Annotated in this window: 22 protein-coding genes and 1 pseudogene; 2 read left to right on the top strand and 21 right to left on the bottom strand. The window is 60.0% G+C overall.

Annotation, left to right across the window (positions count from 1 at the left end; genetic code table 11):
- Positions 1–5 precede the first annotated feature (5 nt).
- Positions 6–845, bottom strand: coding sequence for an iron uptake transporter permease EfeU (gene efeU / locus AC06G5_RS16955; protein WP_413428926.1), 840 nt, complete (start codon positions 843–845; stop codon positions 6–8).
- Positions 846–1,142: 297 nt separating this feature from the next.
- Here efeU and AC06G5_RS16950 point away from each other — a divergent pair, with 297 nt between their 5' ends.
- The gene (locus AC06G5_RS16950; RefSeq protein ID WP_413426739.1) at positions 1,143–2,159 is read left to right on the top strand and encodes an AraC family transcriptional regulator; all 1,017 of its coding nucleotides are present in this window, start codon (positions 1,143–1,145) and stop codon (positions 2,157–2,159) included.
- A 105-nt stretch (positions 2,160–2,264) separates the two neighbouring features.
- On the opposite strand, the gene AC06G5_RS16945 is transcribed toward AC06G5_RS16950, so the two are convergent.
- The 13 genes from AC06G5_RS16945 to arnB form a co-directional block, all read right to left on the bottom strand.
- Positions 2,265–2,735, bottom strand: a complete 471-nt coding sequence (locus AC06G5_RS16945; RefSeq protein ID WP_085714953.1) for an LEA/WHy family protein — start codon at positions 2,733–2,735, stop codon at positions 2,265–2,267.
- 57 nt (positions 2,736–2,792) lie between these two features.
- A complete protein-coding gene (locus tag AC06G5_RS16940) occupies positions 2,793–4,265 on the bottom strand; it encodes a nucleobase:cation symporter-2 family protein (protein WP_480457675.1) in 1,473 nt (490 codons plus the stop codon).
- 97 nt (positions 4,266–4,362) lie between these two features.
- Entirely contained in the window at positions 4,363–5,070 is a 708-nt protein-coding gene (locus tag AC06G5_RS16935; RefSeq protein WP_413426675.1) for an HPP family protein, read from the bottom strand.
- Positions 5,071–5,231: 161 nt separating this feature from the next.
- Positions 5,232–6,410 carry an MFS transporter gene (locus AC06G5_RS16930; protein WP_413426740.1) on the bottom strand — a complete coding sequence of 393 codons (1,179 nt, stop codon included), beginning with the start codon at positions 6,408–6,410 and terminating at the stop codon, positions 5,232–5,234.
- Between the two features lie 90 nt (positions 6,411–6,500).
- The gene (locus AC06G5_RS16925; RefSeq protein ID WP_413426677.1) at positions 6,501–8,084 is read right to left on the bottom strand and encodes an ArnT family glycosyltransferase; all 1,584 of its coding nucleotides are present in this window, start codon (positions 8,082–8,084) and stop codon (positions 6,501–6,503) included.
- A gap of 5 nt (positions 8,085–8,089) precedes the next feature.
- Positions 8,090–9,469, bottom strand: coding sequence for a UDP-glucose dehydrogenase family protein (locus AC06G5_RS16920; protein WP_413426679.1), 1,380 nt, complete (start codon positions 9,467–9,469; stop codon positions 8,090–8,092).
- Positions 9,466–9,867 (bottom strand): 4-amino-4-deoxy-L-arabinose-phosphoundecaprenol flippase subunit ArnF, encoded by a 402-nt coding sequence (gene arnF, locus AC06G5_RS16915; protein ID WP_057397666.1) that lies wholly within the window; start codon positions 9,865–9,867, stop codon positions 9,466–9,468. Before arnF ends, AC06G5_RS16920 begins: the two co-directional genes overlap by 4 nt.
- The gene (gene arnE / locus AC06G5_RS16910; protein WP_413426681.1) at positions 9,864–10,208 is read right to left on the bottom strand and encodes a 4-amino-4-deoxy-L-arabinose-phosphoundecaprenol flippase subunit ArnE; all 345 of its coding nucleotides are present in this window, start codon (positions 10,206–10,208) and stop codon (positions 9,864–9,866) included. The genes arnF and arnE overlap by 4 nt, the downstream gene beginning before the upstream one ends.
- Positions 10,205–11,854 (bottom strand): lipid IV(A) 4-amino-4-deoxy-L-arabinosyltransferase, encoded by a 1,650-nt coding sequence (gene arnT, locus AC06G5_RS16905; RefSeq protein WP_480457671.1) that lies wholly within the window; start codon positions 11,852–11,854, stop codon positions 10,205–10,207. The genes arnE and arnT (AC06G5_RS16905) overlap by 4 nt, the downstream gene beginning before the upstream one ends.
- Positions 11,851–12,735, bottom strand: coding sequence for a 4-deoxy-4-formamido-L-arabinose-phosphoundecaprenol deformylase (arnD, locus tag AC06G5_RS16900; protein ID WP_413704670.1), 885 nt, complete (start codon positions 12,733–12,735; stop codon positions 11,851–11,853). The genes arnT (AC06G5_RS16905) and arnD overlap by 4 nt, the downstream gene beginning before the upstream one ends.
- Positions 12,735–14,726, bottom strand: coding sequence for a bifunctional UDP-4-amino-4-deoxy-L-arabinose formyltransferase/UDP-glucuronic acid oxidase ArnA (arnA, locus tag AC06G5_RS16895; RefSeq protein ID WP_413426687.1), 1,992 nt, complete (start codon positions 14,724–14,726; stop codon positions 12,735–12,737). Before arnA ends, arnD begins: the two co-directional genes overlap by 1 nt.
- Positions 14,723–15,742, bottom strand: a complete 1,020-nt coding sequence (gene arnC, locus AC06G5_RS16890; RefSeq protein WP_413426689.1) for an undecaprenyl-phosphate 4-deoxy-4-formamido-L-arabinose transferase — start codon at positions 15,740–15,742, stop codon at positions 14,723–14,725. The genes arnA and arnC overlap by 4 nt, the downstream gene beginning before the upstream one ends.
- The gene (gene arnB, locus AC06G5_RS16885) at positions 15,739–16,887 is read right to left on the bottom strand and encodes a UDP-4-amino-4-deoxy-L-arabinose aminotransferase (RefSeq protein ID WP_413426691.1); all 1,149 of its coding nucleotides are present in this window, start codon (positions 16,885–16,887) and stop codon (positions 15,739–15,741) included. The genes arnC and arnB overlap by 4 nt, the downstream gene beginning before the upstream one ends.
- Positions 16,888–17,278: 391 nt before the next feature.
- Between arnB and AC06G5_RS16880 the strand changes: the two genes are divergently transcribed.
- Positions 17,279–18,217, top strand: a complete 939-nt coding sequence (locus tag AC06G5_RS16880; protein ID WP_413704672.1) for a site-specific integrase — start codon at positions 17,279–17,281, stop codon at positions 18,215–18,217.
- Positions 18,218–18,221: 4 nt separating this feature from the next.
- On the opposite strand, the gene AC06G5_RS16875 is transcribed toward AC06G5_RS16880, so the two are convergent.
- From AC06G5_RS16875 to AC06G5_RS16845, 7 genes and pseudogenes are all read right to left on the bottom strand, one after another.
- On the bottom strand, positions 18,222–19,292 hold the full coding sequence (locus tag AC06G5_RS16875) for an ABC transporter ATP-binding protein (protein WP_413426695.1): 1,071 nt from the start codon (positions 19,290–19,292) through the stop codon (positions 18,222–18,224).
- Positions 19,289–20,887, bottom strand: coding sequence for an ABC transporter permease (locus AC06G5_RS16870; protein ID WP_413426697.1), 1,599 nt, complete (start codon positions 20,885–20,887; stop codon positions 19,289–19,291). Before AC06G5_RS16870 ends, AC06G5_RS16875 begins: the two co-directional genes overlap by 4 nt.
- 3 nt (positions 20,888–20,890) lie before the next feature.
- Positions 20,891–21,904, bottom strand: a complete 1,014-nt coding sequence (locus tag AC06G5_RS16865; protein ID WP_413426699.1) for an iron ABC transporter substrate-binding protein — start codon at positions 21,902–21,904, stop codon at positions 20,891–20,893.
- Positions 21,905–22,103: 199 nt separating this feature from the next.
- Positions 22,104–22,232 (bottom strand): annotated as a pseudogene (locus AC06G5_RS16860) (ABC transporter ATP-binding protein); the annotation flags it as partial.
- Between the two features lie 143 nt (positions 22,233–22,375).
- A complete protein-coding gene (gene arnT, locus AC06G5_RS16855; RefSeq protein WP_480457667.1) occupies positions 22,376–24,097 on the bottom strand; it encodes a lipid IV(A) 4-amino-4-deoxy-L-arabinosyltransferase in 1,722 nt (573 codons plus the stop codon).
- A gap of 175 nt (positions 24,098–24,272) precedes the next feature.
- Entirely contained in the window at positions 24,273–24,929 is a 657-nt protein-coding gene (gene pmrG / locus AC06G5_RS16850; RefSeq protein ID WP_413426703.1) for a lipopolysaccharide core heptose(II)-phosphate phosphatase PmrG, read from the bottom strand.
- 303 nt (positions 24,930–25,232) lie between these two features.
- A complete protein-coding gene (locus AC06G5_RS16845) occupies positions 25,233–25,790 on the bottom strand; it encodes a PqiC family protein (RefSeq protein ID WP_413426705.1) in 558 nt (185 codons plus the stop codon).
- Positions 25,791–25,797 lie beyond the last annotated feature (7 nt).

Below are 25,797 nucleotides of genomic sequence, written 5' to 3'. Positions count from 1 at the left end.
AGCCCTTATTGGCTGGAAACGGAAGAGGATTGCCTGGCGGGTGCGCCGGCCGGTGAGAAGAACATCACCAGCGCCACCAGCAGATAGATCAGATACGCACCCAGGGTGCTGACGGTCGGGGCGTCCTGGTAACCGAACATGCCGGCCAGCACCGAGCCCAGCGGGCCATCCATCGGCAGCGTTGTGCTGAAATCGAACAGCACGGTCTGCAGGTGGTTCCAGAGCCCGGCTTCATGCAGCGCCTGTACCGAGTTGGCGAGGATGCCGGCCGCCACCACCAGGATGAACAGGCCGGTCCAGCGGAAAAACGCCGCGAGGTTCAGGCGCATGCTGCCGCTGTAGATCAGGAAGCCGATGACGATGGCCAGGACCAGGCCGAGCAGGGCGCCAATCGGTGCCGCCGGGCCCTGGCTTTGCTGGAATACCGCGAGCAGGAAGAACACCGTTTCCAGGCCTTCGCGGGCCACGGCGAAAAACACCATGGCGATCAGTGCGATCACCTGGTGCCCGGAACCGGTCAATGCGTGGTCGAGGGACTCGTGCAGTGAATGCTTGATCGAACGCGCGACCTTGCGCATCCAGAACACCATGGAGCTGAGAATGCCGACGGCTACCAGTCCAACGATGCCTTCAAACAGCTCCTGTTGTTTCTGCGGGAACTCGGCACTGACCAGTTCCAGGCCACCGCCCACCAGCAGGGCGAGGGTGACGGCAAGAAACACCCCGATCCACATCGCCGGCAGCCATTGGCCGCGACCGGTCTGTTTGAGGTAACTGGCGATGATGCCAACGATCAACGCGGCCTCGACACCTTCGCGCAGCATGATCAGAAAAGGAACAAGCATTCAGCGGCGTCTCGAATTTAGATAGGGTGCCAAGTTGTAACATAATGATACGTATTCCCATATGCTATTGATTGACAATACCTGAACCCAAGCTGAACGAACCTGAAGATCAGCACACCCCCCTGTAGGAGCGAGCTTGCTCGCGATGGACGTCAACGATAACGCGGGCTGTCTGAACCCCCGCGGTGTCCCGGCGTTTTTCGCGAGCAAGCTCGCTCCTACAAGGTGATCTGCGTTGGGTGGGCGGTTTCGGCTAATATGCCCCCACTCGAACAAGAACAGGGCTTGCCGCGATCCATGTCGGAAAAAGACACCATCTCCATCCAACTGGTGCGTGAAGCACTGTTGCAAAGCTGCGCGCCAGGCATCGCCACGGACGAGGTGCTGATCAAGGTTGGCATCGACCCACAGCTGTTGAGCAACGCCGACGCCCGTGTTCCGGCCGCTGCCTATGCGCGCCTGTGGCGGTTGCTGGCACGGCGCGGGGATGATGAGTTTTTTGGCATGGACCCACGCAAACTGAAATCCGGCAGCTTTGCGTTCCTGTGTCGCAGCGCCATGCTCCAGCCCAACGTGGCGGCGGGGCTGGCCAGCGGCCTGGCGTTCCTGTCGTTGATCCTCGAACACCTGCCGGCGCAGTTGGTGCATCAGCAAAGCCTGGCGGAAATCGTCCTGCTGGAGGACGACAAAGACCCGCGCCGGGCCTTCACCTATTTCACCTACTGGATGATCGTGCACGGCGTTGCCTGCTGGCTGGCAGGGCGGCGGATTCCGATTCTGGCGATCGAGCTGCGCTGTTCGAAACCGGATTTCTGCGATGACTATCAGGTGATGTTTTCCGAGAACCTGCGTTTCGACCGTCCGCGCACGCGGATGATTTTCTCCGCCGATTGTCTGGATTTGCCGATCAAGCGCAGCCCCGAGGAACTCAAGCGATTCCTGGCCCATGCACCGGCGAACATTCTGGTGAAATACCGCGATCCGCAGAGCCTGGCAAGCCGTATCAAACATGATCTGCGCCACCTGCCAGCCGAACACTGGCCGGAAACCGAAACCCTCGCGCAACGCCTGTGCATGTCGGCCTCAACCTTGCGCCGCCGACTGGCCGAAGAAGGGCAGACCTATCAAGGCCTCAAGGACGGCGTGCGCAAGGAACTGGCGATTGTCTGGCTGGCCGAGCCGGCGATCAGCTTCAGTGAAATCGCCACGCGGCTCGGGTTCGCCGACGTCAGTTCGTTCTACAAGGCGTTTCGCAAATGGTCGGGGTCAAATCCGGGGCATTACCGCAGCCTGATTCTCAATGACGTCGAGTGAGCCCGGCGACGCAATGACCATTCTTCACGGGTGATTTCGCGGATCTACGTCGGGGAAGTCCCGCTGGCAAATTGAATGGCATCGGTGCGGATCAAGTGCAGCCTTTCAACGGCTGCCAGTGATCGGCCTTGGCAGATTGAGCGTGCCACTGTCCACGAAACGCGTCGTGTTGAACACCCCGCCCGAGAGTTTGCCGTGCAGGATATAAGGCAGGTTGTCGAGTGTTTTCATCTGGCTGATGCCATAGGTCTGGCGGACCACCGAAAGCGCCGAAACGCTGACCGGCACGCTCACGACGGTGTCGGAAAAACGCCCGATTTCGCCCCGCTCATCGGTGACGCCAGAGGCGAATGGCTGGCCGTTGATGTCCAGGTCCAGGGCGACGCCGCTATAAGTAAGGTTGATGTCATTGGGGTTCTGCACGCGGATTTTCACGGCAAAACGCACTTCCATGCCTTCACCTTGCAGGGGCTCGATACCCACGACGTTGACTTTCACCGGGTCTCTATAGGGCAGCGAGGAACAGGCGCTCAGGCAGAGCAGGAGGGAAATCAGGACCGCGTGGACGCTGCGCATGGACGTGCTCTCATCTGAAAAGGGCTGAACCGCCAGCGGCTCAGCCCTCGAGCCCGTCTAGCGGTTTGACTGTGCGACGACCGCAGCTTTTGCCGGTTCATCCCTGGCGGTCACGTCGGGGTTCTGCATCACCTGAAGCACGGAGGCCTCCGGATCGAATTCGTCTTCCTCCAGCTCGATGAATTCCTCAGGCAGGAAGATATTAAGAACGATAGCGCACAGCGCGCCGACGGTGATGGGCGATTCGAAAATGTTGTGCAGGGCCTTGGGCAGTTCGCGCAAGACTTCCGGCACGGCGGCCACACCCAGGCCCATGCCGAGCGAAATCGCCACGATCAGCATGTTGCGTCGGTGCAGGCCGGCCTCGGCGAGGATCTTGATCCCGGCCACGGCGACGGTGCCGAACATCACCAGCTCCGCGCCACCCAGCACCGGTTTCGGCATCAACTGCAGCACGGCCCCGATCATCGGGAACAGACCAAGCACCACCAGCAGGCCGGCAATGAAAAACGCCACGTAGCGACTGGCCACGCCCGTGAGCTGGATCACCCCGTTGTTCTGGGCGAAGGTCACCATCGGCATGCTGTTGAACACCGCCGCCATGGCCGAATTGAGGCCGTCGGCGAGCAGGCCGGACTTGATCCTTCGAATGTACACCGGGCCTTTGACCGGTTGCCGGGAGATCATCGAGTTGGCCGTGAGGTCACCTGCGGCCTCCAGCGGCGAAACGAGGAAAATCACCGCCACCGGAATGAACGCCACCCAATCGAAGGCGAATCCGTACTTGAATGGTACCGGTACACTCACCAGCGGGACTTCGGGCAGGCTGGTGAAATCCACTTGCCCCATGAGCCATGCCACCACGTAACCCAGGGTCAGGCCGATGACAATCGCGCCCAGGCGCAGAAACGGCACGTCCACCCGGTTCAACACCACGATGGTTCCCAGCACCAGCGCCGCCGGGGCCAGGTGACTGGCAGCACCCAGGTCCGGGGCGCCGAAGCCACCGGCGATGTCGGTCATGGCCACCTTGATCAGCGACAACCCCATCAGCGTGATGATCGTCCCGGTCACCACCGGGGTGATCAGCATGCGCAGTTTGCCGATGAACTGGCTCAACACCACTTCAATGAACGCGGCAAAAAAACACACGCCGAAGATGGTCGAGAGAATCTCGTCGGTGCCGCCGCCCCGGGCCTTGACCATGAAGCCGGCACTGAGAATCACGCTGATGAACGAGAAGCTGGTGCCTTGCAGGCACAACAGGCCGGAGCCCACCGGGCCGAAGCGCCGCGCCTGCACGAAGGTGCCCAGGCCGGAGACGAACAGCGCCATGCTGATCAGGTAAGGGATTTCGCTTTGCAACCCCAGGGCGCTGCCCATGATCAGCGTCGGGGTGATGATGCCGACGAAGCTCGCCAGCACATGTTGCAGGGCGGCGAAGACGGTGGCGGTCAGGTGCGGGCGGTCATCGAGGCCGTAAATCAGGTCATTGTGGCGTGGAGCAGGGGCTTTTTCGGAGGCGGTCATGGTGGTTTGCGTGCCAGAAGGCGGGCCGGGTCAGAAAATGGAGGCGCAGGATGCCAGAACCGCCCGGCCACGGCAAAAGAACCTCAAAAACAGTGGTTTACAGTCGTGGGGCGAGCACCTCGCCAACGCTGCGGCGTTTGGCGTGCAGTTGGCTGGCCTGGATCAACTGTTCGAGGTCCTCGGGTGTGACGTCATAGAACGCTTCCATATCGGCCAACGCCAGTTTCAGGTCTTCGGCGGTGATGGCCTGACGGTCGACCGGCGGGTGATCGGCGGGGATCATGACCCCCGGTTCGCTGGCACTTTTTGGGTAACGAATGCGCGTCAGGTTGTTATAGGCCAGGGCGCAGATCAGCATCGTCGCTGCGCTTAGCATTACCGGTTCAATGGCTTTCCAGCCCATGGCAATGGTGGCCGGATCGGCCAGTACCAGGGTCAGGGCCAATGCTCCGGCCGGTGGATGCAGGCACCGCAGCCAGCACATCAGGATCAACGCCATGCCAGCGGCCAGGCAAGCGCTACCCAGGGTTCGGCCCAGCACATGGGCCACCAGCAACGCAATCACCGCGGCGCTCAGGTAGCCGCCCAGAATTGACCAGGGTTGGGCGAGTGCTCCCGAAGACACGGCAAACAGCAGCACCGCCGACGCCCCCAGCGGGCCGATCAGGTGCTGGGCCACCTCAATGCCGAACACCTGGGCACAGAGCCACACGCTGAGCAGCGTTCCCAAGGCCATGCCAATGGCGGCGCGGCTCCATTCGGTAGGGCGGGTGTTGATGGCAGCGGGCAACCAGCGAGCAAGCATTTCGAGAAAAACTCCGGCAGAAAAAAGCGAGGCAAAAAAAAGGGCTTGGCTGGGATAACCAGAAAGCCCTTGAAGGTGTTCCAACTGTTGGGGGAGGAACGCGCACAGTGTGCCGTTCAATCCTGCTGCTGACAAATTCATATTAATGAGCTTTCAGTGCATTAATTTTGCTTTGAATGACCCCGTCGGCCGCTTATGTAGCACAGCAAACCACCCACGGCAGCGAGTGCACTCAAGGCATAAAACATCGTCGGTGCCGGGGTGTGCATCAACATGAAACCGCAAATCATCGGGCTCAACGCGCCGCCAAGCGCAGCAAGGTTTTGCGCGCCGTAGTAGCTGCCGCGCAGTTCTTCCGGAGCCAGGGTGTCGACGAAGAGAAACTCGGCCGGGTAAATGATGATTTCGCCGAGAGTGAAGATAAACATCGCCACGCACCAGCTCACCAGGCTGTCTGCCAGGCTGAAACCGATCAGCCCGAGGATGAACAGGCCGGTGCCGGCAACGATCCATTGCCGCAGTTGCTCGCGCTTGAGTAAGCGCCCGATCTGGTATTGCAGCAAGATCACGCTGATGGCGTTGCAGGCGAGCAGGGCGGCCATGATTTCCATGGTGTGGCGGGGATTGCTGACCACCAGCAGGTACTGCGACAGGTAAAACGTAAATCGCCCGTGCACCACCGTGCTGAGCAGGCAACCTGCGGTGAACGTGATCAGGGTGCGGTCGTTTTTCAGGGTGACCAGGGTTTTGAGAAAACTCTGCGCTTGACCGGTCAGAGAAACACTGGCCGGGCCCCCGGGAATACTGGTCATCAAGAAAATACTGAAAAAAGCGATGGCCGCGGCCACCAGGAACGGTGCGCTCGCAAAGACGCCGGCGATCAATACACCGAGCATCGGCCCGACAGCGTAGCCAATGTTGGTCAGTGTGTAGCTCAGGGAAAACGCCTTGGCGCGCTGACCCACCGCAAGGTTGTCACTGAGGATCGCTTTCGAACCGATCAAGAACAGCGATGAGGCGGTTTCGGTGACGATCAGGGTGATTGTTGTCAGGTAAAGGTTTTCAGCAAAGGTCAGCAACACCAGGCCGATAGCACTGGACGCCATCGAGAGAATAAGCAATCGGCGTTTTTCGAAGCGATCGATGATGTAGCCGCCGTAGAGTGAGAGCAGGGTGGCGACGAACACCGCGATGCCGAGCAGCAAACCAACGTCCTGCTGGTTCAGGCCAAGCTTGTCACTGACGAACAGAGTGAGCAGCGGGCTGGTAATGGCGCGACTGACGACGATGGTCAGCGAGCAGATCAGCAGGCGGCGGATCAGAGGGGAGTAGGTGGTCACGGCGTGAATGTCCTTATTCGATCGGGCCGGCATCAGCCCGATCATGGGCGCTACTCTAACAGTCGGACGATTCGATTGTTGCCACGGGATTTACTTGAGGTGCAGCAGCACGAAATCATTCTTGTCGAAACGCCCGCTCAGTACGGGCGGCAATGCACCAATAGCCGTGCCTTGCAATGTCTCGTACGCGTTCAGGTCCATCATCAGCCACGCCGGGCCCTGCAGGGCTTCAAGTTCTGCGGGGGAGTCGGTGAAAACCGGGTGCAGTTCCTGCGGGATATTGACCATGAATTTGATGGCCTTCGCATCTTTGCCCATGCCGTGCATAACCAGCGGTGCCGGGGCTTCTTGCACCCGTTCAAACACCTCGTGGCTGAAGGTCCGGGTATCGTAGAGCTGTCGTTGAACAGGCTCGAATTGCAGGATGTAGAACGACCAGAGTGCCAGGACCGCGCAAAGGGCCAGTGCCTCTGTTCGCCAGCGGGGCTGCTTGAGCGCTGCCACAGCGATCACTTGCAGCACACCGAGAATAATGAACAACGAAGTGAGGTGAGCCACTTCATCGGGAAATTTTCGTCGCACAACCAGCAAGGTCACGATCAGCAACCCTGGGATCAGCAGCCACAGTCCCTGCATCAACCTGCGCAGCCAGGCAAACAATCGACCCTGTGTGGCGTAGAACGGATAGGCCGCCACGATTGCCGCCATGGGCAGCATCGGCAGCAGGTAGCGGGCTTTTTTCGCCTGAGGGATCGAGAGGCCGATCATCACGATCAGTCCGGCGGCGACGCAGTATTGCAGCAGGCGCAATGCCGGGCCGGTTTCCCGGCGGCCGGAGACTCCGACCGCCAACAGCGCCAGCACCGCCAAGGGCCAGGCCAATGCGTAATTACCTACCGAACTGGTGAAGTAATACAGCAAATCGTTGGAACCCTCGGTGCCGTCCATGCGCCCCATGAACTGCATGCGAATCACGTCCTGCAAGAAGTCCGGGCCGCCGCTGACGTCCGCCAGCCACAGCAACAGTCCAACGCACAGCGCCAGCAGCGCCGATGCCAGCAATCCGAAGACAATCAGGCGTCGCCATTGGCGATCGACCAGAAAATAGCTGCAGAGCATCCCCGTAGGAATGACCAGGCCGATTGGCCCGCGAATCCAGAAGCCCAGCATCAGCAAGGCAAAGATCAGAACGTGGCGGCGCGGCGCCGCGAAGTGATCGGCGGCATAGCCCAGGTAGAACACGCTGAACGACACGGCTGCCAGCATCAGGTCGAGGGAAACCGCGCGGGTTTCCGTGATGAAGGTGTTGGTCAGCAACATCAAGGCGATGCTCAGCAATGCCCAGCGCGTGGAATAGGGCGCCAGCAGGCGGTACATCAATGTGACGATGATCGCTGCGGCGATGGCGCTTGGCAGCCACGCGGTCAGGCTGGTGACCTGGCCGAATGGCAGTGAAAGCAGCCAGATGAATATCGTAGAAAGTCCCGAATAGTCTGCGTAGGGCTGGCCATAGGTCGTTGGAAAAAACGACGGCCCATTGCGCAGCATCTCCTGGGCGAACAGCACGAAGCGCGAATCGAAACCGATGGCGGCCTGCTGATACATCCCGGCGCAGAACAACAACAGCGCCAACAGACCCAGCGCGAGGGACTGTTGGCGGATGTGAGGGATCATGAGGTTCAGGCGACCACTGATTCGGCTGACCATTGCTGGTAAGGCATCGGCAATTTGCGCGATTCGCCCCGGCCGATCGGGAAGTAGGTGAAACCGATGCGTGCCAGGCGGTCGGCGTCGTACAGGTTACGGCCGTCGAAGATCACCGGCGCATTGAGCCGCTGCTGGATCAGCTCGAAGTCCGGAGCCTTGAACTGTTGCCATTCGGTGCAGATGATCAGTGCATCGGCACCGGACAGGACCGACTCAGGCGTGCCCATGAGCATCAGTTTCGATTCATCGGGATACAGCTTCTGGGTTTCCTGCATGGCTTCCGGATCGAACGCACGGACATTCGCCCCGGCGGCCCACAACGATTCCAGCAACACCCGGCTTGGAGCATCGCGCATGTCGTCGGTGTTCGGTTTGAACGCCAGACCCCACAAGGCAAAGGTCCTGCCACGCAAGTCGCCCTTGTAGAACGCGTTGATGCGCTCGAACAGTTTGTGTTTCTGCCGCTCGTTGATGGCTTCCACCGCTTGCAGCAGGTCGCTGGAGCAATGTGCCTCTTCGGCGCTGTGGATCAGGGCGCGCATATCCTTGGGGAAGCATGAGCCACCGTAGCCGCAACCGGGGTAGATGAAGTGGTAACCGATGCGCGAGTCGGCCCCGATGCCCAGGCGTACCGATTCGATGTCGGCCCCCAGGTGTTCAGCCAGCTCGGCGATCTGGTTGATGAAGCTGATCTTGGTCGCCAGCATGCAGTTGGCGGCGTACTTGGTCAGTTCGGCACTGCGCAGGTCCATGAACATGATGCGCTCATGATTGCGGTTGAATGGCGAGTACAGGTCACGCATCACGTCACGTACTTCATCGCGTTCACAGCCTACGACGATACGGTCCGGGCGTCGGCAGTCGGAAACGGCCGAACCTTCTTTCAGGAATTCCGGGTTGGAGACGATATCGAACTGCAATACACGCCCGGCATTGAGCAGGCATTTGTCGATGTGTGCACGCAAGGCATCGCCGGTGCCGACCGGGACGGTGGATTTTTCCACCAGGATCGCCGGTTGCTCGCGATGCCGTGCCACGGCTTCGCCCACCGACATCACGTAGCGCAAATCCGCTGAACCGTCGTCCCGGGACGGAGTACCGACCGCGATGAACAGTACCTGTCCGTGCTGGACCGCGAATTTTTCGTCACTGGTGAACTGCAACCGCTTGGCGTCGAGGCCTTCGCGTACCAGGCTGGCCAGCCCGGGTTCGAAAATACTCACGTGGCCCTGCTTGAGCAATTCGACTTTTTTCTCGTCAACGTCCATGCAGACCACGTCGTGGCCGACCTCCGCCAATACCGCTGCCTGCACCAGGCCAACATAACCGCTACCAAATACACTTATTTTCATGGGGCACTCCTTAATTCAGGCGCACGAGCAGGTCGAGAATTGATGGTAATGACGCCGAGGATGACCAATGCCACTCCAAGGCTTTTTGTAAGACTGAACGTTTCGTTGAACAGCGGCAGACTGGCGGCCAGCAGGTACACCAGCGCGTAGCTGATGCTCAGCAACGAGTAGGCACGGCCCAGTGGCAGGTCCCGCAGGGCGGCGAGCCAGCAAAGCATCGACAAGGCATAGGCGCAGATGGCCACTAGCACCACGGCAACGGCCGTCAGGTCGATGTGAGCGGTGAGCCATTGTTCGGGTTGCGGCAGGTGACTCATGCTCCAGCGCATGCCCAATTGGGCGGCGCTGACCAGCAACACGCTGCCCAGTGCGAAGGTAATACCTCGACTCAGATTCATGTGTGTTGCCCCAGCAATGCCACGCCACCGATCACCAGCGCCACACCCAGCCAGTGACGGCGGTCGATGGTTTCGTGGAACACGAAACGTGCAACCAGGGTGATCAGCACGAAGTTCAGGCTGAGCATCGGGTAGGCAATCCCGACTTCCAGGCGTTGCAGCACCAGCAGCCATACCAGCAGGCCCAGTCCCAAAGAGGCGAGGGCCAGCCAAAGCCAGGGCGAACGCAGTTTGTCCATCCACCCGGAGGCTTTGCCGCGCCAGCTTTCCACCGCATATTTCTGGGCGATCTGGCCCAGGCAGGTCAGCAGGCAGGCGACCAGTAGCAATAGCAGGCTCATAGCGTCGCCTGAGGGATAATCAAAATCACCAGGTTGCCTTGTTCGTAGCGCTTGCCCTCTTTGGGCAATTGATCAAGTTCGCGCAGCTCTTCCTCGCCCTTGACCCGCATGACGACACCCACCGAGCCAAGCTGGCGAGCATCGTGCATCCACTGTTGCACCTGTTCGGGGCCAACGCGCTGCTTGAGCGAGTCAGGATAGGCAAGGCCGTATTTCAATTCGCCTATCGTGTTGAAAAAAGCCACTTCCGGCCGTTTCACCCGCCAGGACAACGCCGACGCTGCACCCAGGTCGTTGCTCAACAACTTCGCGGTCTGGCCGAGTTCCTGGGCGTGATCGAGGATGAATTGGTCAGGGGTTTTGTTGGCGACTACGGAATTGGGCAATCCGGCAGGCACCAGGCCGATGAGCAACAGGCTGCCAAAAGCCGGGGCTGCCCAGCACTGCAACGGGCGGAAGGCCTGCAGCAGGTTGGCCATGATCCAGCCGATCAAACCGATGAACACCAACACCAGGTTGTGCAGTTCATGATCGTAAATCGGCTTTTTCAGTTGCAGATAAACCAGGGCCAGCAGAGTGACCACGCCCACCACCAGATTCAGCAGGCCGTTGATGCCAAGGGCTCGACCTTGCTCCAGCTTCAATCGGTCGGCCAGTGCATGGCCGAGCAACAATGCCAGAGGTAACAGGCATGGCAGGATGTAGGCAGGCAGTTTGCCCTTGCTCAGGCTGAAGAAGAACAACGGCATCCACAGCCACAGCAGCAGGAATGCGATATCGGACTGGCGTCGGGTCTGCCAGGCTTGCTTCAGCGCTGGCGGCAGCAATGCAACCCACGGCATGCTGAAAGCCACCAGCAGCGGCAGGTAGTACCACCACGGCGCGTCATGCTGGGCGTCGTCCCCGGCAAAACGGCGGATATGTTCGTGCCAGAAGAAAAACCGCCAATAGTCAGGCTCCTGGGCATGCACCGCCAGGGCCCATGGCAGGCTGACGGCGATGGCGACCACGACCGCCACCGGGCCGTAGACCAGCAGTTCACGCCAGCGTTTTTGCCAGATCATCCAGGGCAGGGCGATCAGCACCGGCAGCAACCAGGCCAGGAAGCCCTTGGTCATGAAACCCATGCCGCAGGCCAGTCCCAGCACCGCCCACGCGATCAGGCGCTGACCGCGGCCGACGCTGTCCAGTGCAAACCACAGGGCTACCAGGCTCAAGTTGACCCAGAACGTGAATTGCGGATCGAGGTTGGCATACCCCGCCGAAGCGGCAATGACCGAGAAGCTCATGTACAGCAGCGCGCAAGCGAAACTCTTGCGCGGTTCGTTCCACATCCGGCGGGCGACCAGGTAGCACAGCAACACGCTCAAACCGGTGCTCAGTGCCGAGGCGAAGCGCACCCCGAAGAGGTTCTGGCCGAACAGCGCCTGACCGATGGCAATCATCCAGTAGCCGGCTGCGGGTTTTTCGAAATAGCGCACGTCCATGAAATGCGGCGACACCCAGTTGCCGCTCAGGAGCATGCCCTGGCTGATCTGGGCGTAGCGGGTTTCGTCGGGAATCCATAAGCCATGACTGCCCAGTGGCAGCAGGTAGGCCAGCGCCACCATGGCCAGCAATATCGGCAAAGCCCAGCGTTTGCTCATGCGCCTTGCACTCCCAGCCAGCCTTCGCGACCTTCGAGCGCACCGCGTACCACGCGGCCGATCGGCAAACTGTCAGGGGCCTCGGGCAACAAGTCGCCCAAGGGTTGAAAACGGATGTCCCGCTGATGTGCATCGCTCAGCAGTTGACGGAAATCGTTAGCCATCAGAATCCCTTCTACCTCGGCATGGATCGTGTAGACATTGAGTTTTTCCGGGGTGAACCGGTCCAGGATGAACGTGTTGAAATCCTTGGCGGCGACAGTCGGCCCGACCACCTCATCGAAGGTCGGCAGGTCTACCGGTATTTGTGGCGCGCCCAGGCGACCATCGGCCAATCGTGGCTGGAACAGGCTCAGGCCGCGACAATCGCTGTTGTAGCGAAAGCCGAAACCCTGCTTGGCTTCGATCACGCGCTCGTCGGCACGCCAGCCAGCGGACGCCGAGCAGGTGATCTTTTCCCCGAGAATGTCGCTGAGGGTGTCCACGCCACGGCGTATCTGTTCGACCAGTTGTGCGTCGCTCCAGCGCCCGGCGTTGGCTTGCCAGCCATGGTGATCCCAGGCGTGCAGGCCAACCTCATGCCCGGCATCCCGGGCCTGGCGCATCAAGTGCCCCAGGTCGCGGCCGATCGGTTTTCCGGGCCATGCGGTGCCGGCCAGCAGAATGTCCCAGCCATACAGGCCGGCTGCGTTGGACCGGAGCATTTTCCAGAGAAACTGTGGACGGATGAGGCGCCACAAGTGGCGCCCCATGTTGTCCGGCCCGACACTGAAGAAGAACGTCGCCTTGACCTGAGCTTCATCAAGGATTTCCAGCAGCCGGGGCACCCCTTCACGGGTACCCCGGTAGGTGTCGACATCGATCCGCAGTCCTGCCTGCATCAGCGCTTGTCCGCGATTTCGAGCATGGCTTCACGCAGGAAGAAGTCCAGGGTGTTGCCGATGGTTTCACTCATCTCCACGGTTGGCGTCCAGTCCAGCAGGCGCTTGGCGTTGGCGATACTTGGCTTGCGGTGCGACACGTCCTGGTAACCGGTGCCGTAGAACGCCTTGCTTTCGATGTCGCGGAAACCGGCGAACGGAGGGAAGTTGGCGCGCAGCGGGTGAGCTTCGAACTGACGCAGCAGCTCTTCGCCCAACTGACGGATGCTGGCTTCGTTTTCCGGGTTGCCGATGTTGATGATCTGGCCGTTGCAGACATCGTTGTCGTTGTCGATGATCCGTGCCAGCGCTTCCACACCGTCGGCGATGTCGGTGAAGCAGCGTTTTTGCTCACCACCGTCGAACAGGCGAATCGGCGTACCTTCCACCAGGTTCAGGATCAACTGGGTGATCGCGCGGGAGCTGCCGATACGGGCGGAATCCAGGCGATCCAGGCGTGGTCCCATCCAGTTGAACGGACGGAACAGGGTGAAGTTCAGACCCTTCTGGCCATAAGCCCAGATCACGCGGTCCAGCAGTTGCTTGGAGACCGAGTAGATCCAGCGCTGTTTGTTGATCGGACCGACCACCAGGTTGGAGCTGTCTTCGTCGAAGTTGGGGTCCTGGCACATGCCGTAGACTTCCGAAGTCGACGGGAAGATCACGCGCTTGTTGTACTTGACGCAGTAGCGAACCAGTTTCAGGTTTTCTTCGAAGTCCAGCTCGAATACACGCAGCGGGTTACGGGTGTATTCGATTGGCGTCGCGATGGCAACCAGCGGCAGCACCACGTCGCACTTCTTGATGTGGTACTCGATCCACTCGGAGTGGATGCTGATGTCGCCTTCGACGAAGTGGAAGTTCGGGTGGCTGCGCAGGCGCTCGATGGCATCCGAACCGATATCCAGGCCGTAGACTTCGTAGCGGTCGTCGCGCAGCAGGCGCTCGGACAAGTGGTTGCCGATGAAGCCGTTGACGCCGAGGATCAGCACGCGAGTGCGACGCGGAGCACGACCGGATTCGGCACCGCGCAAGACGGAACCGTCCACCAGGCCCAGTTCGTTGGCCAGTTGCGGGCCGCTCAGGTACAGGCCGTTGTCGTTGCGCTGGCCGGCATTGATGATCAGCGAGTCTTCACCGCAGGCGATGCGCAACGGGTCGACGCTGATGACGCGGCCCGGTGCCAGGCCTTCGTTGCCCTTGGCGACTTCGGCGCTCCAGACAATCAGCTTGTGCTCGCCCACCGCGCAGAAGGCGCCCGGATATGGCTGGGTCACGGCGCGGACCAGGTTGAACAGTTCTTCGGCCGGTTTGGCCCAGACCAGTTTGCCGTCAGCCGGGGTGCGACGGCCGAACACCGTGGCTTTGGATTCGTCTTGCGGGGTTTCGCCGGCCTTGCCTTGCAGCAGCGCCGGCAAGGTGTCGCGCAGCAGGTCAGAGGCGGCCAGGCGCAGTTTGCCGTGCAGGCTCAGCGCGGTGTCGCTGCGCTCGATCGCAACCTTTTGCTGGGCAACGATGGCGCCCGCATCGGCACGCTTGACCATGCGGTGCAGAGTCACGCCGGTTTCCGTTTCGCCGTTGACCAGCACCCAGTTGGCCGGTGCGCGACCACGGTAGCGTGGCAGCAGGGAACCGTGCAGGTTGAACGCGCCTTTACGGGCCGTGGCCAGCAGCGTTTCGCTCAGCAGGTTACGGTAGTAGAAGGAGAAAATGTAGTCGGGATCGAGCTTGGCGATACGCTCGATCCACAACGGATGGTTGGCATCTTCCGGTGCATGCACGGCAATGCCGTGGCGGGCGCACAGCTGTGCGACGGAGCCGTAGAACGCGTTTTCCTTCGGATCGTCGGCGTGGGTGAACACCGCAGCGATCTCGAAACCGGAGGAGAGCAGGGATTCGATGCCGGCACAGCCAATATCGTGATAGGCGAAGACAACAGCTTTTGCACTCATGAAGGAACCTGATCTGAAGAAGTGGAAGTAAGGCCGTCGACGGTAACAACGGAAGCGGGGGAGGCGGGCTGGCTACGCAGCACCTTTTCAATGAAGAAGCGCGGACGTGCGCGCACGTCGCTGTACATGCGGCCCAGGTATTCACCCAGCAGACCCATGCCGATGAATTGTCCACCGGTGAAGACGAACAGTACGGCGAACAGTACGAAGGTACCGCCACCGGCCCAGCCGGCACCGAACACCAGGCGCAGCAGGATCAAGGCCATGGCGAACAGCATGCCCAGGGCCGCCATGCCGACGCCGACGATGCTCAGCAGTCGCAGCGGCGTGGTGGTCATGCAGGTGACCAGGTCGAACATCAGGTTGATCAGGCGCATGGGGCTGTACTTGGAGTCGCCGTGTTCACGCTCGGCGTGGGTCACGAGGATTTCCGTGGTGTGGCGGGCAAAGCTGTTGGCCAGGATCGGAATGAAGGTGCTGCGTTCACGGCAGGCGAGCATGGCGTCGACGATGGTGCGGCGGTAGGCGCGCAGCATGCAGCCGTAGTCGCTCATGGCCACGCCGGTGGAACGTTGCACGGCAAGGTTGATCAGCTTCGATGGCCAGCGGCGCAAAGCCGAGTCCTGGCGGTTGTTGCGCACGGTCGCGACGACGTCGTAGCCGAGTTCAGCCTGTGCTACCAGCCGCGGGATTTCTTCGGGCGGGTTTTGCAGGTCGGCATCGAGGGTGATGACGACATCGCCCTTGCACTGTTCGAAACCGGCCATGATCGCCGCATGCTGGCCGTAGTTGCGGTTGAGGATCACCGCCACCACCGGGCTGCCTTCGCGGGAGGCGGCGTCTTCCAGGATCTGCGCGGAGTCATCTCGACTGCCGTCGTCGACCAGCACGATTTCATAGGCCTGGTGCAACTGCTGGCAAGCCGCTTCGGTGCGTCGGAGCAGTTCAGGCAGGCTGTCCTGTTCGTTGTAGACCGGAATGACGATCGAAACGAAGTTGATTGGGTAAGGTCTCAAAGGCTTCTGTCCATACAGTTTTCGATGGCACCGACGACGCGCTCGACATCATCGGTGGTCATGTCGGGGAACAACGGGATCGAACACAGCCGCGCCGAATTCCATTCGGTGTTGGGCAGGTACAGGTTGGGGTAACGCTGGCGGTAGTAAGTGTGCAGGTGCGTTGCAATGAAGTGAATACCGGTACCGACATTCTGTTCCTGGAGGGCTTTCATGAACGCTTCGCGATCCAGCCCGCACTGCTCGGCGTCGATGCGCAGGATGAACAGGTGCCAGGCATGTTTTTGCGAATAGGCAGGGACGGTCAGCGGTTGAACCGGCAAACCTTCCAGGCGCTGCAGGTAGGTCTGGGCCAGTTGAGTGCGTTTGGCGTTGATTTCGTCCAGGCGTTCCAGTTGCACCAGTGCGATGGCCGCGTTGATGTCGGCCAGGTTGTACTTGAAGCCGGGTTCGACCACCTGGGCCTGGGGCTTGCGGCCATGGGTCAAGCGGTCGTAGGCATCGACCCCGAGCCCGTGAAACTTGAGCATGCGTACCCGCGAGGCCAGGGCTTCATCGTCACTGACGAACATCGCGCCTTCGGCGCAGGTCATGTTCTTGATCGCGTGGAACGAAAAGATCGCCGTGCCTTTGGCGCCGACGTGACGACCTTTGTAGAGAGTACCGGCGGCGTGCGCGGCGTCTTCGATCACGGCAATGCCGTGTTTGTCGGCCAGCGCATAGAGTGGATCGAGATCGAATGCCGCACCGGCGTAATGCACCGGGATGATGGCTTTGGTACGCGGCGTGATCGCTGCTTCGATAGTGGCCGCGTCGGTCATCAGCGTGTCGCGGTCGACGTCGACGAACACCGGCGTGGCACCCAGCAGGGTGATCATGTTGGCGGTGGACACCCAGGTCTGCGACGGCGTAATGACTTCATCGCCGGGCCCGATGCCCAATGCCAGCAGGGTGATATGCATTCCGCCGGTGGCCGAGGACAGTGCCACGGCATGTCGGCAACCGACGTAGTTGGCGAAGTGTTCTTCCAGTGCCTGGTTTTTCGGACCGGTAGTGATCCACCCGGAGCGCAATACTTGCTCTACGGCAGCGATTTCTTCGTCGCCGATGCTGGGACGGGAGAAAGGGAGAAACGCCTGACTCATGGGCACCTCAGGGGCTGAAAACGTAAATAGCCTTTGAGGCTAAAAGGGATCCAAAAATCAGCATAGACGCTAAATCAGAATCTGCATCAAATCAACCAGTTACTGGATGGAGGTGAAAAACTGCATCAGTTGACTTTTTTTGTCATGGCCGGCAGGTTGGGCAGCCATTTGGCTTGCGCCGATTTTATGGAAGGTTATGCCGAATTTTGTGAAAGGAACATGAAAAAACGGTTGGGGAATCGTTTATCTGAAAGCTATTAAGCCGCTGTTCAGACTTCCACCGTTTATGGTGTTTTTTAGGAAAAGTCCTACAGCAATAATGTCTTTTACATGATTGTTATTTTACTTCTTAGTTGTTTCATTGAACTGTTTTCACTCAAGGCCGTTTCGTTTGATTGACTTACCTGTAACTGATTCACGCACACCCCTCACCAATCCGCTGACCCTGTATCTGGCGCGACTGGCGCCGTCCAGCCAACTGACCATGCGTTACGTGCTGCAGGATGCCGCCGACCGCCTGGGCTTCGAAGACCACGATATCGAGGAAATATCCTGGCACAACTTGCAGCCCGAAGACGTGATCGCACTGGTGGCCACTTTGCGTTCCGACGGTTATGCGCCCAACACGTCCTCGCTGTATGTCAACGCGGTGCGCGGGGTGATGAACGAAGCGTGGCGCATGAGCCTGATCTCCCAGGAACATCTGTTGAAGATGCGTACGGTGAAGGGCATGGCCGGTACACGGCTGTCCCAGGGGCGCAATCTCAGGCGGACGCTGATTCAGGAACTGATGGCGGTCTGCGCGGCGGATCCGAGGCCGCAAGGCCTGCGGGATGCCGCGATCATCGGGATACTGTACGGCTCGGGGATGCGCAAGTCCGAATCGGTGAACCTGGAGTTGAATCAGGTCGATTTCACCGAGCGCAGCCTGCGGGTGACGGCCAAGGGCAACAAACAGCTGATCAAGTACGCCCCGGCCTGGGCCTTCGCCAAGCTTGAAGCCTGGCTTGAGCTGCGCCGTTCGTTGCTCAAGGAAGGAGAATCGGATGACCCGTTCCTGTTCAACCGCATCCGCCGTGGCAGCCATATCACCCGTGAGCGCATCACCAAACATGCGATCTACTACATCGCCCGGCAACGGGGCGCGCAGGTCGGAGTGAAAATCATGCCCCACGATTTCCGGCGTTCGTTCATAACCCGGGTGATCGAAGAGCATGACCTGTCGATTGCGCAGAAACTGGCACACCACAGCAACATCCAGACCACGGCCAACTACGATGTGCGCGACGACAACGAGCGGCGTCGGGCGGTGGACCGATTCGATCTGTGACCGATCACATCTCGCTCAGCACATGGGCGTGGCCAATGGTCGAGACCTGAACCGAGCTGCCTGCGGGTGGCGCATACATGCCTGAACTGCGCACCAGCAGTGATCGACCCGGTTGCTCGCGGCTGGTCAGTGGCTGGAGTTCCACCGTCAGCGTGCAGGTGTTGCCGCTGAAGTCCCGATCGGTGACCACGGCCCGGCAACCGCTGGCTTCCGGGTCACTGGGGAGGATGCTGGCCAGTTGCAACTGTTCAGGGCGCAGCATGATTTGCGCGGACTTGTTGTTGCGGTGGTTGTTGACCGGGATTCGCCCCAGGTCGCAATGGGCCCAGCCAGCCTCGATGCGTGCGGGCATGACCACGGCATCCCCCAGGAACAGGGCGGTCTGTTCGTCTTCGGGGTAGCGGTACAGGTCCAGTGGATGGCCTGACTGGACCAGTCGGCCATGACGCATCACCGCCAACTGGTCGGCGAACGACAGGGCTTCACTCTGGTCATGGGTGACCAGAATGGTGGTGACGCCCGCGTCTTCCAGCAGCCGCGCAACCATCTTGCGCATAGCGGCGCGCAATCCGGTGTCGAGCGCCGAGAACGGTTCGTCCAGCAGCATCAGCCGTGGCTGTTGCGCCAACGCCCGGGCCAGGGCCACTCGTTGTTGCTGGCCGCCGGACAACTCGTGAGGCCAACGCTCGGCCATCTTCGCGTCCAGTGCCACGCTGTCCATCAGTTCAGCAACCCGATGTTGCTTTTCATTGCCCTTGATGGACAAACCAAAGCCGATGTTCGCCGCCACGGTCATGTGCGGGAACAGTGCGCCGTCCTGTGGCACGTAGCCGATCAGGCGTTGATGCGCCGGCACTTCGTGGGTGCCGTCGACCAGGGTCTGGCCATTGAGCGAAAGACGCCCGGAATCGGGGAATTCGAAGCCGGCAATCATCCGCAGCAACGTGGTCTTGCCAGAGCCTGAAGGGCCGACGATGACTGTGCGACTGCCGCTTGGCACCGACAGGCTGACGTTGTCCAGAGCGCAATGGGCGCCATAGGACTTGTAGAGGGCATTCAATTCAAGAGTGTTCATCGGCCAGCCGTTTTTTTCGATTGGTGATAAAGAAGTCCGGTCAGCGGAAGCGACAGCACAACCATCAATAAGGCGTAGGGCGCAGCAGCGGCATAGTCGATTTCGCTGGTCATGGCCCAGAATCCGGTTGCCAGCGTGCGCGTGCCGTTAGGGGCCAGCAGCAGGGTGGCGGTCAGTTCGTTGGTGATTGCCAGGAACACCAGCGCCGCACCGGCGGCAGCCCCCGGAGCGGCCAGGCGCAAGGTGATCAGCCACAGGGCCCGGGCTGGCGAGCGGCCAAGGCTGCGGGCGATGTTTTCCAGTTCCACCGGGGCCTGGGCAATGCCTGCGCGCAGGCTCACCAGGGCGCGGGGCAAGAACATCAACAGGTACGCCAGCAGCACGGTGAAGGTGGTCTGGTAAATCGGCCGGGCAAAATGGATCGTGACGGTCACCAGCGCCAGCGCCACGATAATTCCGGGCAAGGAACTGGTGATGTAGTTGCAGCTTTCCAGTACCCGCTGCATTCGGCCGGGGTAGCGGATCGACAGCCAGGCAATCGGGATCGCCGCGCAGGTGGTCAGCGCCGCGCCGGCGACGCCGAGTAGCAGGGTTTGCTCCAAGGCGGGCAACAACTCGGCCATGTCCCAGACTTCCGCACCGCCGGCGATCAGCCATTTGCCCAGGGTGATGAGTGGAACACCCAGGGCCAGGGCGCAGGTCACGGTTTGCAGGGCCAACGACAGCATCGTTGAAGTGGTTTTCAGGATGACCACCCGTTGTTCCCGGGCGCTTCCCGATCCGACGCGAGCGTAACGTGCGGAGCCCCGGGCGGCGGATTCGGCCGTCAACATTGCCAGGCAACACAGTGCCAGCACACTGGCCAGCATGTGCGCCGCTGCGCCGTTGAAGGTCGACTTGAACTGATCGAAGATCGCGGTGGTAAAGGTGTCGAAGCGGATCATGGCATACAGGCCATATTCGGCCAGCAGGTGCAGACCGACCAGCAGGGCGCCGCCGCAGATCGCCAGGCGCAATTGTGGCAACACCACGCGGAAAAAAACTTTCCAGGGTTTGAGCCCCATGGATTCGGCGACGTCTTCGATGGCCGGGTCAAGTCGGCGCAAGGTAGCCGCCACCGGCAAATACAAGAACGGGAAGTAAGCGATGACCGAGACCAGGACACCGGCAAACAAGCCGTGAATCGGTGGCACCAGGCTGACCCAGGCGTAGCTGTGAACGAACGCAGGCACCGCCAGCGGTGCGGTGGCCAGCAACGACCACCAGCGCCGCCCCGGCAAATTCGTGCGTTCCGTGAGCCACGCCAGCGTCACCCCCAGCGCCACGCACAAGGGAATCGTCAGCAGCACCAGCAACACGGTGTTGACCAGCAGTTCACCCACCCGGGGGCGGAACACCAGGGTCACCACGGTTGACCAGCCTGTCTGCAGGGACACGCCAATAACGTAAGCGATCGGTAGCAGTGCCAGTAAGGAAACCAGCACCGACAAACCGATCACCCATACACCGCCACGTCCCGCAAAGACTCCGCGGGATCGTCGGCGCAATTGTGTGGGTGTCGCCTCGGCGACACCCACAGGCAGGGTTTCAGGCATCAATTAGAGCAGTCCGGCCTGTGTCATCAGCTCCACGGCTTTTTTGCTGTCGAGTTTGGAAGCATCGACAGTCGGCGCATCGAGTTGCTGCAGAGGCACCAGTTTAGGGTTGGATTCAGCGTTCTTGCCCACGGCGTACTCGAACGACTTGCCGTTTTTCAGGACGGCCTGGCCATCCTTGCCGGTAATGTATTTGAGAAACGCCTGGGCTTGTTCTTTGTGTTTGCTGGAGGCGAGGACGCCGCCGCCGGAGATGCTAACAAAAGCGCCCGGATCTTTGTGCTTGAAATAGTGCAGGGCGGTGTTCTTGCTGTTTTCGCCAGTCTTGGACTGGTCCACCAGGCTGTAATAGTGGTAGATCACGCCACTGTCGATCTGCCCGGCATTCACCGCCTTGAGTACGGAGCTGTTGCCACGGTAGTTGGCGTAGTTGGTTTTCATCGCTTTCAGCCAATCCAGCGTGGCGGCTTCACCCTTTTGTTCCAGGATGGCAGCGACGATGGCCTGGAAGTCGGCACCGCCTGGCGATGCGGCCCAGCGACCTTTCCAGCTTGGATCGGCCAGGTCCATGATCGATTTCGGCAGATTGGCTGCCGACAGTTTGCTCGGGTTGTACACGAACACCGTGGAGCGCGCGGCAATCCCGACCCATTTGCCGTGGGCCGGACGGTAGGCGGAGTCAATCTGCTCCAGCGTGGCCTTTTCGACAGGCGCAAACAGCCCGGCGTTGTCGACCAGGACCATGGCCGGGGAGTTTTCGGTCAGGAACACGTCCGCCGGAGAAGCTGCACCTTCCTGTACGATCTGGTTGCCCATCTCGGTGTCGTCGCCATTACGCAAGGTAACGGGAATACCGGTTTCCTGGGTAAAACCCTCGACCCAGGCCTTGGTCAGGCCTTCGTGTTGCGCGTTGTACACTACGATGCCGACGGAGTCGGCTGCATAGGCCTGGCCAGCGCTCAGCAAAGCGGTGGCCAGCAGGGCCTTTTTCAAGAACGAAGGGATGTTGGGAAACATTCTGCGGGCTGCTCCTGGTGCGTTTTTTTGAAAAATCATGGGCATTGAATCGCCTGTAGACCAATGCGAATCATTTGCATATTTTGAATTGCAGGGAATGTAGAGATCCAAATGAGAAAATAACGTAAAAAAAACCGTTAATACATGTAATTTTCATTCAGATTAGCAGCACTGAGCCCACTGTGGTTCGACTCGTCGATCAAACGATGTCGCCGAGCAGAATATGACGCTGCCCCTGGCTGCCTTTTGTCGTGCCCTCGGCAATGACCAATAGCTGATCGGCAAAGCGTAGCGCCTGATTCAGGTCATGGATGGCGCTGATCACGATTTTCAAGTCTCGCAGATTGACCCGCTCCGGCCTTGCCACTGTGCTGAACACCCCCGCCCATGAAGATCCGCTCGATGGCACCTGGCAGAAACGAAAAAAACCGAGAGGCCGGTTTGGCCACTCGGTTTTTCTCGTCTCGGTTGTCAGGGCTGGATTTGCGGGAAGATCAGGACCTGCAGGTTGCCGCGCTGATAACGCTTGCCGTCGGTTGGCAACGCCTCGACTTCCTGGATTTCATCGACGCTGTTGACCCTCATCACCACCCCGACCGAGCCTTTTTTACGTGCCTCGGCCATCCATTGCCCGATGTCATGCAGGGTCACTTTGCGCGAGGCCGCGGCCGGATCCGAGAGGCCGTATTTGAGCTCGCCGACGACATTGTAGAGCGCCACCTCCGGTCGCCCGGTCAGCCACGACAAGGCCGAGGCTGCACCCAGGTCGTTGCTCAACAGCGAGGTGGTCTGGCTCAGGCTGTCCAGGTGTTCGGAGATAAACCGGTCGGGCATCTTGCTGTCGACAATCTGGCCCGGCATGGCGGCGGGAAGCAGAGCCACCAGTAGCCAGATGCCGAGGGCCGGCATCGCCCATAATGTCAATGGCCGCAGGATTTGCAGGGCGTTGGCGATGATCCAGCCCAGCAACACGATGAACGCCAGGGACAGGCTGAACATCTCGGTTTTTTCGAAAATCCCTTTGCTCAGTTGCAGGTACAACAAGGCAACCAGGGCTGTCGTGGCAATGACGACGTTGAGCCATCCGTTGACGCGAATCGTCCGTCCCCGTGCCTGTTGCAGCAGGCTGGTCAGCGCATTGCCCATCAGCAGCGCCAGCGGTAACAGGCACGGCATGATGTAAGTCGGCAACTTGCCGCTGCTCATGCTGAATATCGCCAATGGCAACAACAGCCAGAGCAGGAGAAAACCGCTGACGGGCTGACGCTTGTTGTTCCAGGCCTGGATGAACGTTGTCGGCAACAACGCGGTCCAGGGCAGGGCGGAAACGACCAGCATCGGCAGGTAGAACCACCACGGACGGGCGTGCTGCGCATTGTCGGCGGCGAAGCGGCGTACGTGCTCGTTCCAGAAGAAGAAATTCCAGAAATCCGGTTCCTGATGATGAATGGCCACTACCCAGGGCAAGCAGACTGCCGCGGCGACCACAACAGCCAGTGGCCCATAACGCAACAGTTCGCCGATGCGACGCTGCCAGATCATGTAGGGCAGGGCTATCACCGCCGGCAGCAGCCAGGCCAGAAAGCCCTTGGTCATGAAGCCCATGCCGCAGGCGATACCCAGGACTGCCCAGGATCCCAGGCGGGCGCGAGTGGTCCGACTGTCGATGGCAAACCACAGGGAAACCAGGCTCAGGTTGACCCAGAGGGTGAACTGCGGGTCGAGGTTGGCATACCCGGCCTGACCGGCAATCAGTCCGAAGCTTATGTACAACAGTGCGCAGGCAAAGCTTTTGCGCGGATCGCCCCAGAACCGGCGTGCAATCAGCCAGGTCAGCCATACGCTCAGCCCGGTACTCAGCGCTGATGCGATGCGTACCCCGAACAGATTGTCGCCAAACACTGCCTGACCGATGGCGATCATCCAGTACCCGGCAATCGGCTTCTCGAAATAACGAAGGCCCATGAAGTGCGGCGAGACCCAGTTCCCGCCCTGCAGCATTTCCTGGCTGATCTGGGCATATCGGGTTTCATCCGGAATCCACAAGCCGTGGCTCATCAGCGGTAGCAAGTAGAACGCGATGAACGCCAGTACCAAGGCGAACAGCATCCAGCGTTCATTGGCAGGTGCTGTTGGTGTGTGCAGGCGGGAAGAATGGCCAGCAAAATCTGGCAGTGGCTGATTTGACGTCATGTCTCGACCTTGGCGCTTAGATGGCTGGTTTAAGTGTGATGTACAACTTGCGAGAGAGAAAAACGGAATGATATTGAACGGCGAGAAGTTTAATCACACTTCTCGCTATTCTGTTCAGGCTTCATTCAGTCTGCATTGAAGTAACTTGTTACTAATGTTTTCGATAGGTAATGACTCAGTTTTTTTCTTGCAACAGGGTATTCCAGTCTTCCGCATTTACAATGCCGAGAACTTGCAATTGGCCATTGCCATCGATGCGGACAAACAACGAACTGCCGTACTCGGCGTCCTTCGCCGAATGCTTGAAGCCGGTCTGCTTTTCAAAGTCAGCGATGCAACCGCTGTGAGTCACCAGCACCAGGTTGCGATGGGCCACCTTGTGCGCCACGACGTCGTTACGCAGGGTCGTGCCGCAGGTGGCCAGCCACTCCTGGGGCCGTGGGTCGCTGTTGAACATGTAATGCGCGGTCTGCACGGTGCGCGTAACGGGGCTGGTCAGGATGTCGGTGTGTGTCAAACCCAGGCGCGCCAAGCCTTGCCCGACACCCGCCGCCGCCTCACTGCCGGCTCGGGTAATGCCATCGGCCGGGCCCAGGCAAGGATTGCTGGAGCGGTCGCAGCGTTCGGCATGACGCACCAGCACCGCGATCTCGCCGGCACCCCATTGTTGCAGCAATTGGGCCCGGGCTTGCGCGCCTTCCTGGGCCAGGTTGGTCGGTGATTTCGGCCACAGGACAAAACCGGTGACCAGCACGGCAACGGTCAGTGCACCAATGGCCACGACCGATCTGGACAGGCGCGAAGATGTTTTACGCGAGACGGAGTTGACCAAGTTTGTCCACCAATTGGAGCGCCGGGGAAGTGTTGTTAAACAAACCCTGAAACAGCGCGAAAAATGACCGCCGAGACCAGGTTCAGCGAGTTAACTGCGGCCCAAGTTAAATCTGCACAGCTGTCAGAACGGTGAAAGGAATGTGAAAAATTTGCAGAAGAGACTCCAGCGGCTAATTAGTTTGTTACTGGGAATTGTTATCTATTGCTCAAGCGTGGAATGACAGCGGGAAACAGATGGGCGTATGGGATGGGACTAACGGCGAACCTGCCGCCGTTAGTCCGGGAAGCGTGAAAAGGCTGTTCAGGGCGAAGGGCAGTTCGCCTGTGGTCTGGTGGCAGCCTGGCTGATCAGCGCGGCCAGGCGCTTGACGTTGTTTTGCTGGGCAAGCACCAGGTCGTCGATGCTCGCGCCTGACGGCGTTTGCAAGGTGCTGCGGCAAATCACCCGTTCCGTGTCGCCTGTACCGGCACTGCGCAGGCGCCATTTCACGTCCATCAATGCGTATTGACCGGGGACCGAGTCAAAACGCTGCACATCGACCCGCACTGAATATTTGCCTTGTACCGGACTGTTGCTCAATTGATCGGCCAGCGCACTGCGCAATTCGTCCACAAGGGTCGCACCCCACCACTGGGTTTCCAGGATTGCCAGGCCACTGTTGCTCTGGCGAATGACAATCTGCGCCCGATCGACCTGGGGCGGCACGCTGATCGTCTCGATCTGAATCACCCCGACGGTGGTCCTCGAATGATCGCCGGACTGGGTCGGTGTCAGGGTGTGAAATTGAATCGGGTCACTGCGGCAAGCGGCGAGCAGCAACACCGCGGTGACCAGGGTTAACTTCAGCGGTAAAGCCATGGGTGAT

The organism is Pseudomonas sp. WT-JTC, assembly GCF_056711565.1.
This window is presented reverse-complemented; position numbering and strand designations above follow the sequence as displayed.

Coding starts and splice junctions, on each gene's coding strand:
- AC06G5_RS16950 (WP_413426739.1), top strand. CDS start 1,143: ATGTCGGAAAAAGACACCATCTCCATCCAACTGGTGCGTGAAGCACTG.
- arnT (WP_480457671.1), bottom strand. CDS start 11,854: ATGAGCAAACGCTGGGCTTTGCCGATATTGCTGGCCATGGTGGCGCTG.
- arnE (WP_413426681.1), bottom strand. CDS start 10,208: ATGAGCCTGCTATTGCTACTGGTCGCCTGCCTGCTGACCTGCCTGGGC.
- AC06G5_RS16870 (WP_413426697.1), bottom strand. CDS start 20,887: ATGCCTGAAACCCTGCCTGTGGGTGTCGCCGAGGCGACACCCACACAA.
- arnT (WP_480457667.1), bottom strand. CDS start 24,097: ATGACGTCAAATCAGCCACTGCCAGATTTTGCTGGCCATTCTTCCCGC.
- arnA (WP_413426687.1), bottom strand. CDS start 14,726: ATGAGTGCAAAAGCTGTTGTCTTCGCCTATCACGATATTGGCTGTGCC.
- AC06G5_RS16940 (WP_480457675.1), bottom strand. CDS start 4,265: ATGACCGCCTCCGAAAAAGCCCCTGCTCCACGCCACAATGACCTGATT.
- efeU (WP_413428926.1), bottom strand. CDS start 845: ATGCTTGTTCCTTTTCTGATCATGCTGCGCGAAGGTGTCGAGGCCGCG.
- arnB (WP_413426691.1), bottom strand. CDS start 16,887: ATGAGTCAGGCGTTTCTCCCTTTCTCCCGTCCCAGCATCGGCGACGAA.
- arnD (WP_413704670.1), bottom strand. CDS start 12,735: ATGCAGGCAGGACTGCGGATCGATGTCGACACCTACCGGGGTACCCGT.
- AC06G5_RS16845 (WP_413426705.1), bottom strand. CDS start 25,790: ATGGCTTTACCGCTGAAGTTAACCCTGGTCACCGCGGTGTTGCTGCTC.
- AC06G5_RS16925 (WP_413426677.1), bottom strand. CDS start 8,084: ATGATCCCTCACATCCGCCAACAGTCCCTCGCGCTGGGTCTGTTGGCG.
- AC06G5_RS16875 (WP_413426695.1), bottom strand. CDS start 19,292: ATGAACACTCTTGAATTGAATGCCCTCTACAAGTCCTATGGCGCCCAT.
- AC06G5_RS16865 (WP_413426699.1), bottom strand. CDS start 21,904: ATGTTTCCCAACATCCCTTCGTTCTTGAAAAAGGCCCTGCTGGCCACC.
- AC06G5_RS16920 (WP_413426679.1), bottom strand. CDS start 9,469: ATGAAAATAAGTGTATTTGGTAGCGGTTATGTTGGCCTGGTGCAGGCA.
- arnF (WP_057397666.1), bottom strand. CDS start 9,867: ATGAATCTGAGTCGAGGTATTACCTTCGCACTGGGCAGCGTGTTGCTG.
- AC06G5_RS16935 (WP_413426675.1), bottom strand. CDS start 5,070: ATGCTTGCTCGCTGGTTGCCCGCTGCCATCAACACCCGCCCTACCGAA.
- AC06G5_RS16945 (WP_085714953.1), bottom strand. CDS start 2,735: ATGCGCAGCGTCCACGCGGTCCTGATTTCCCTCCTGCTCTGCCTGAGC.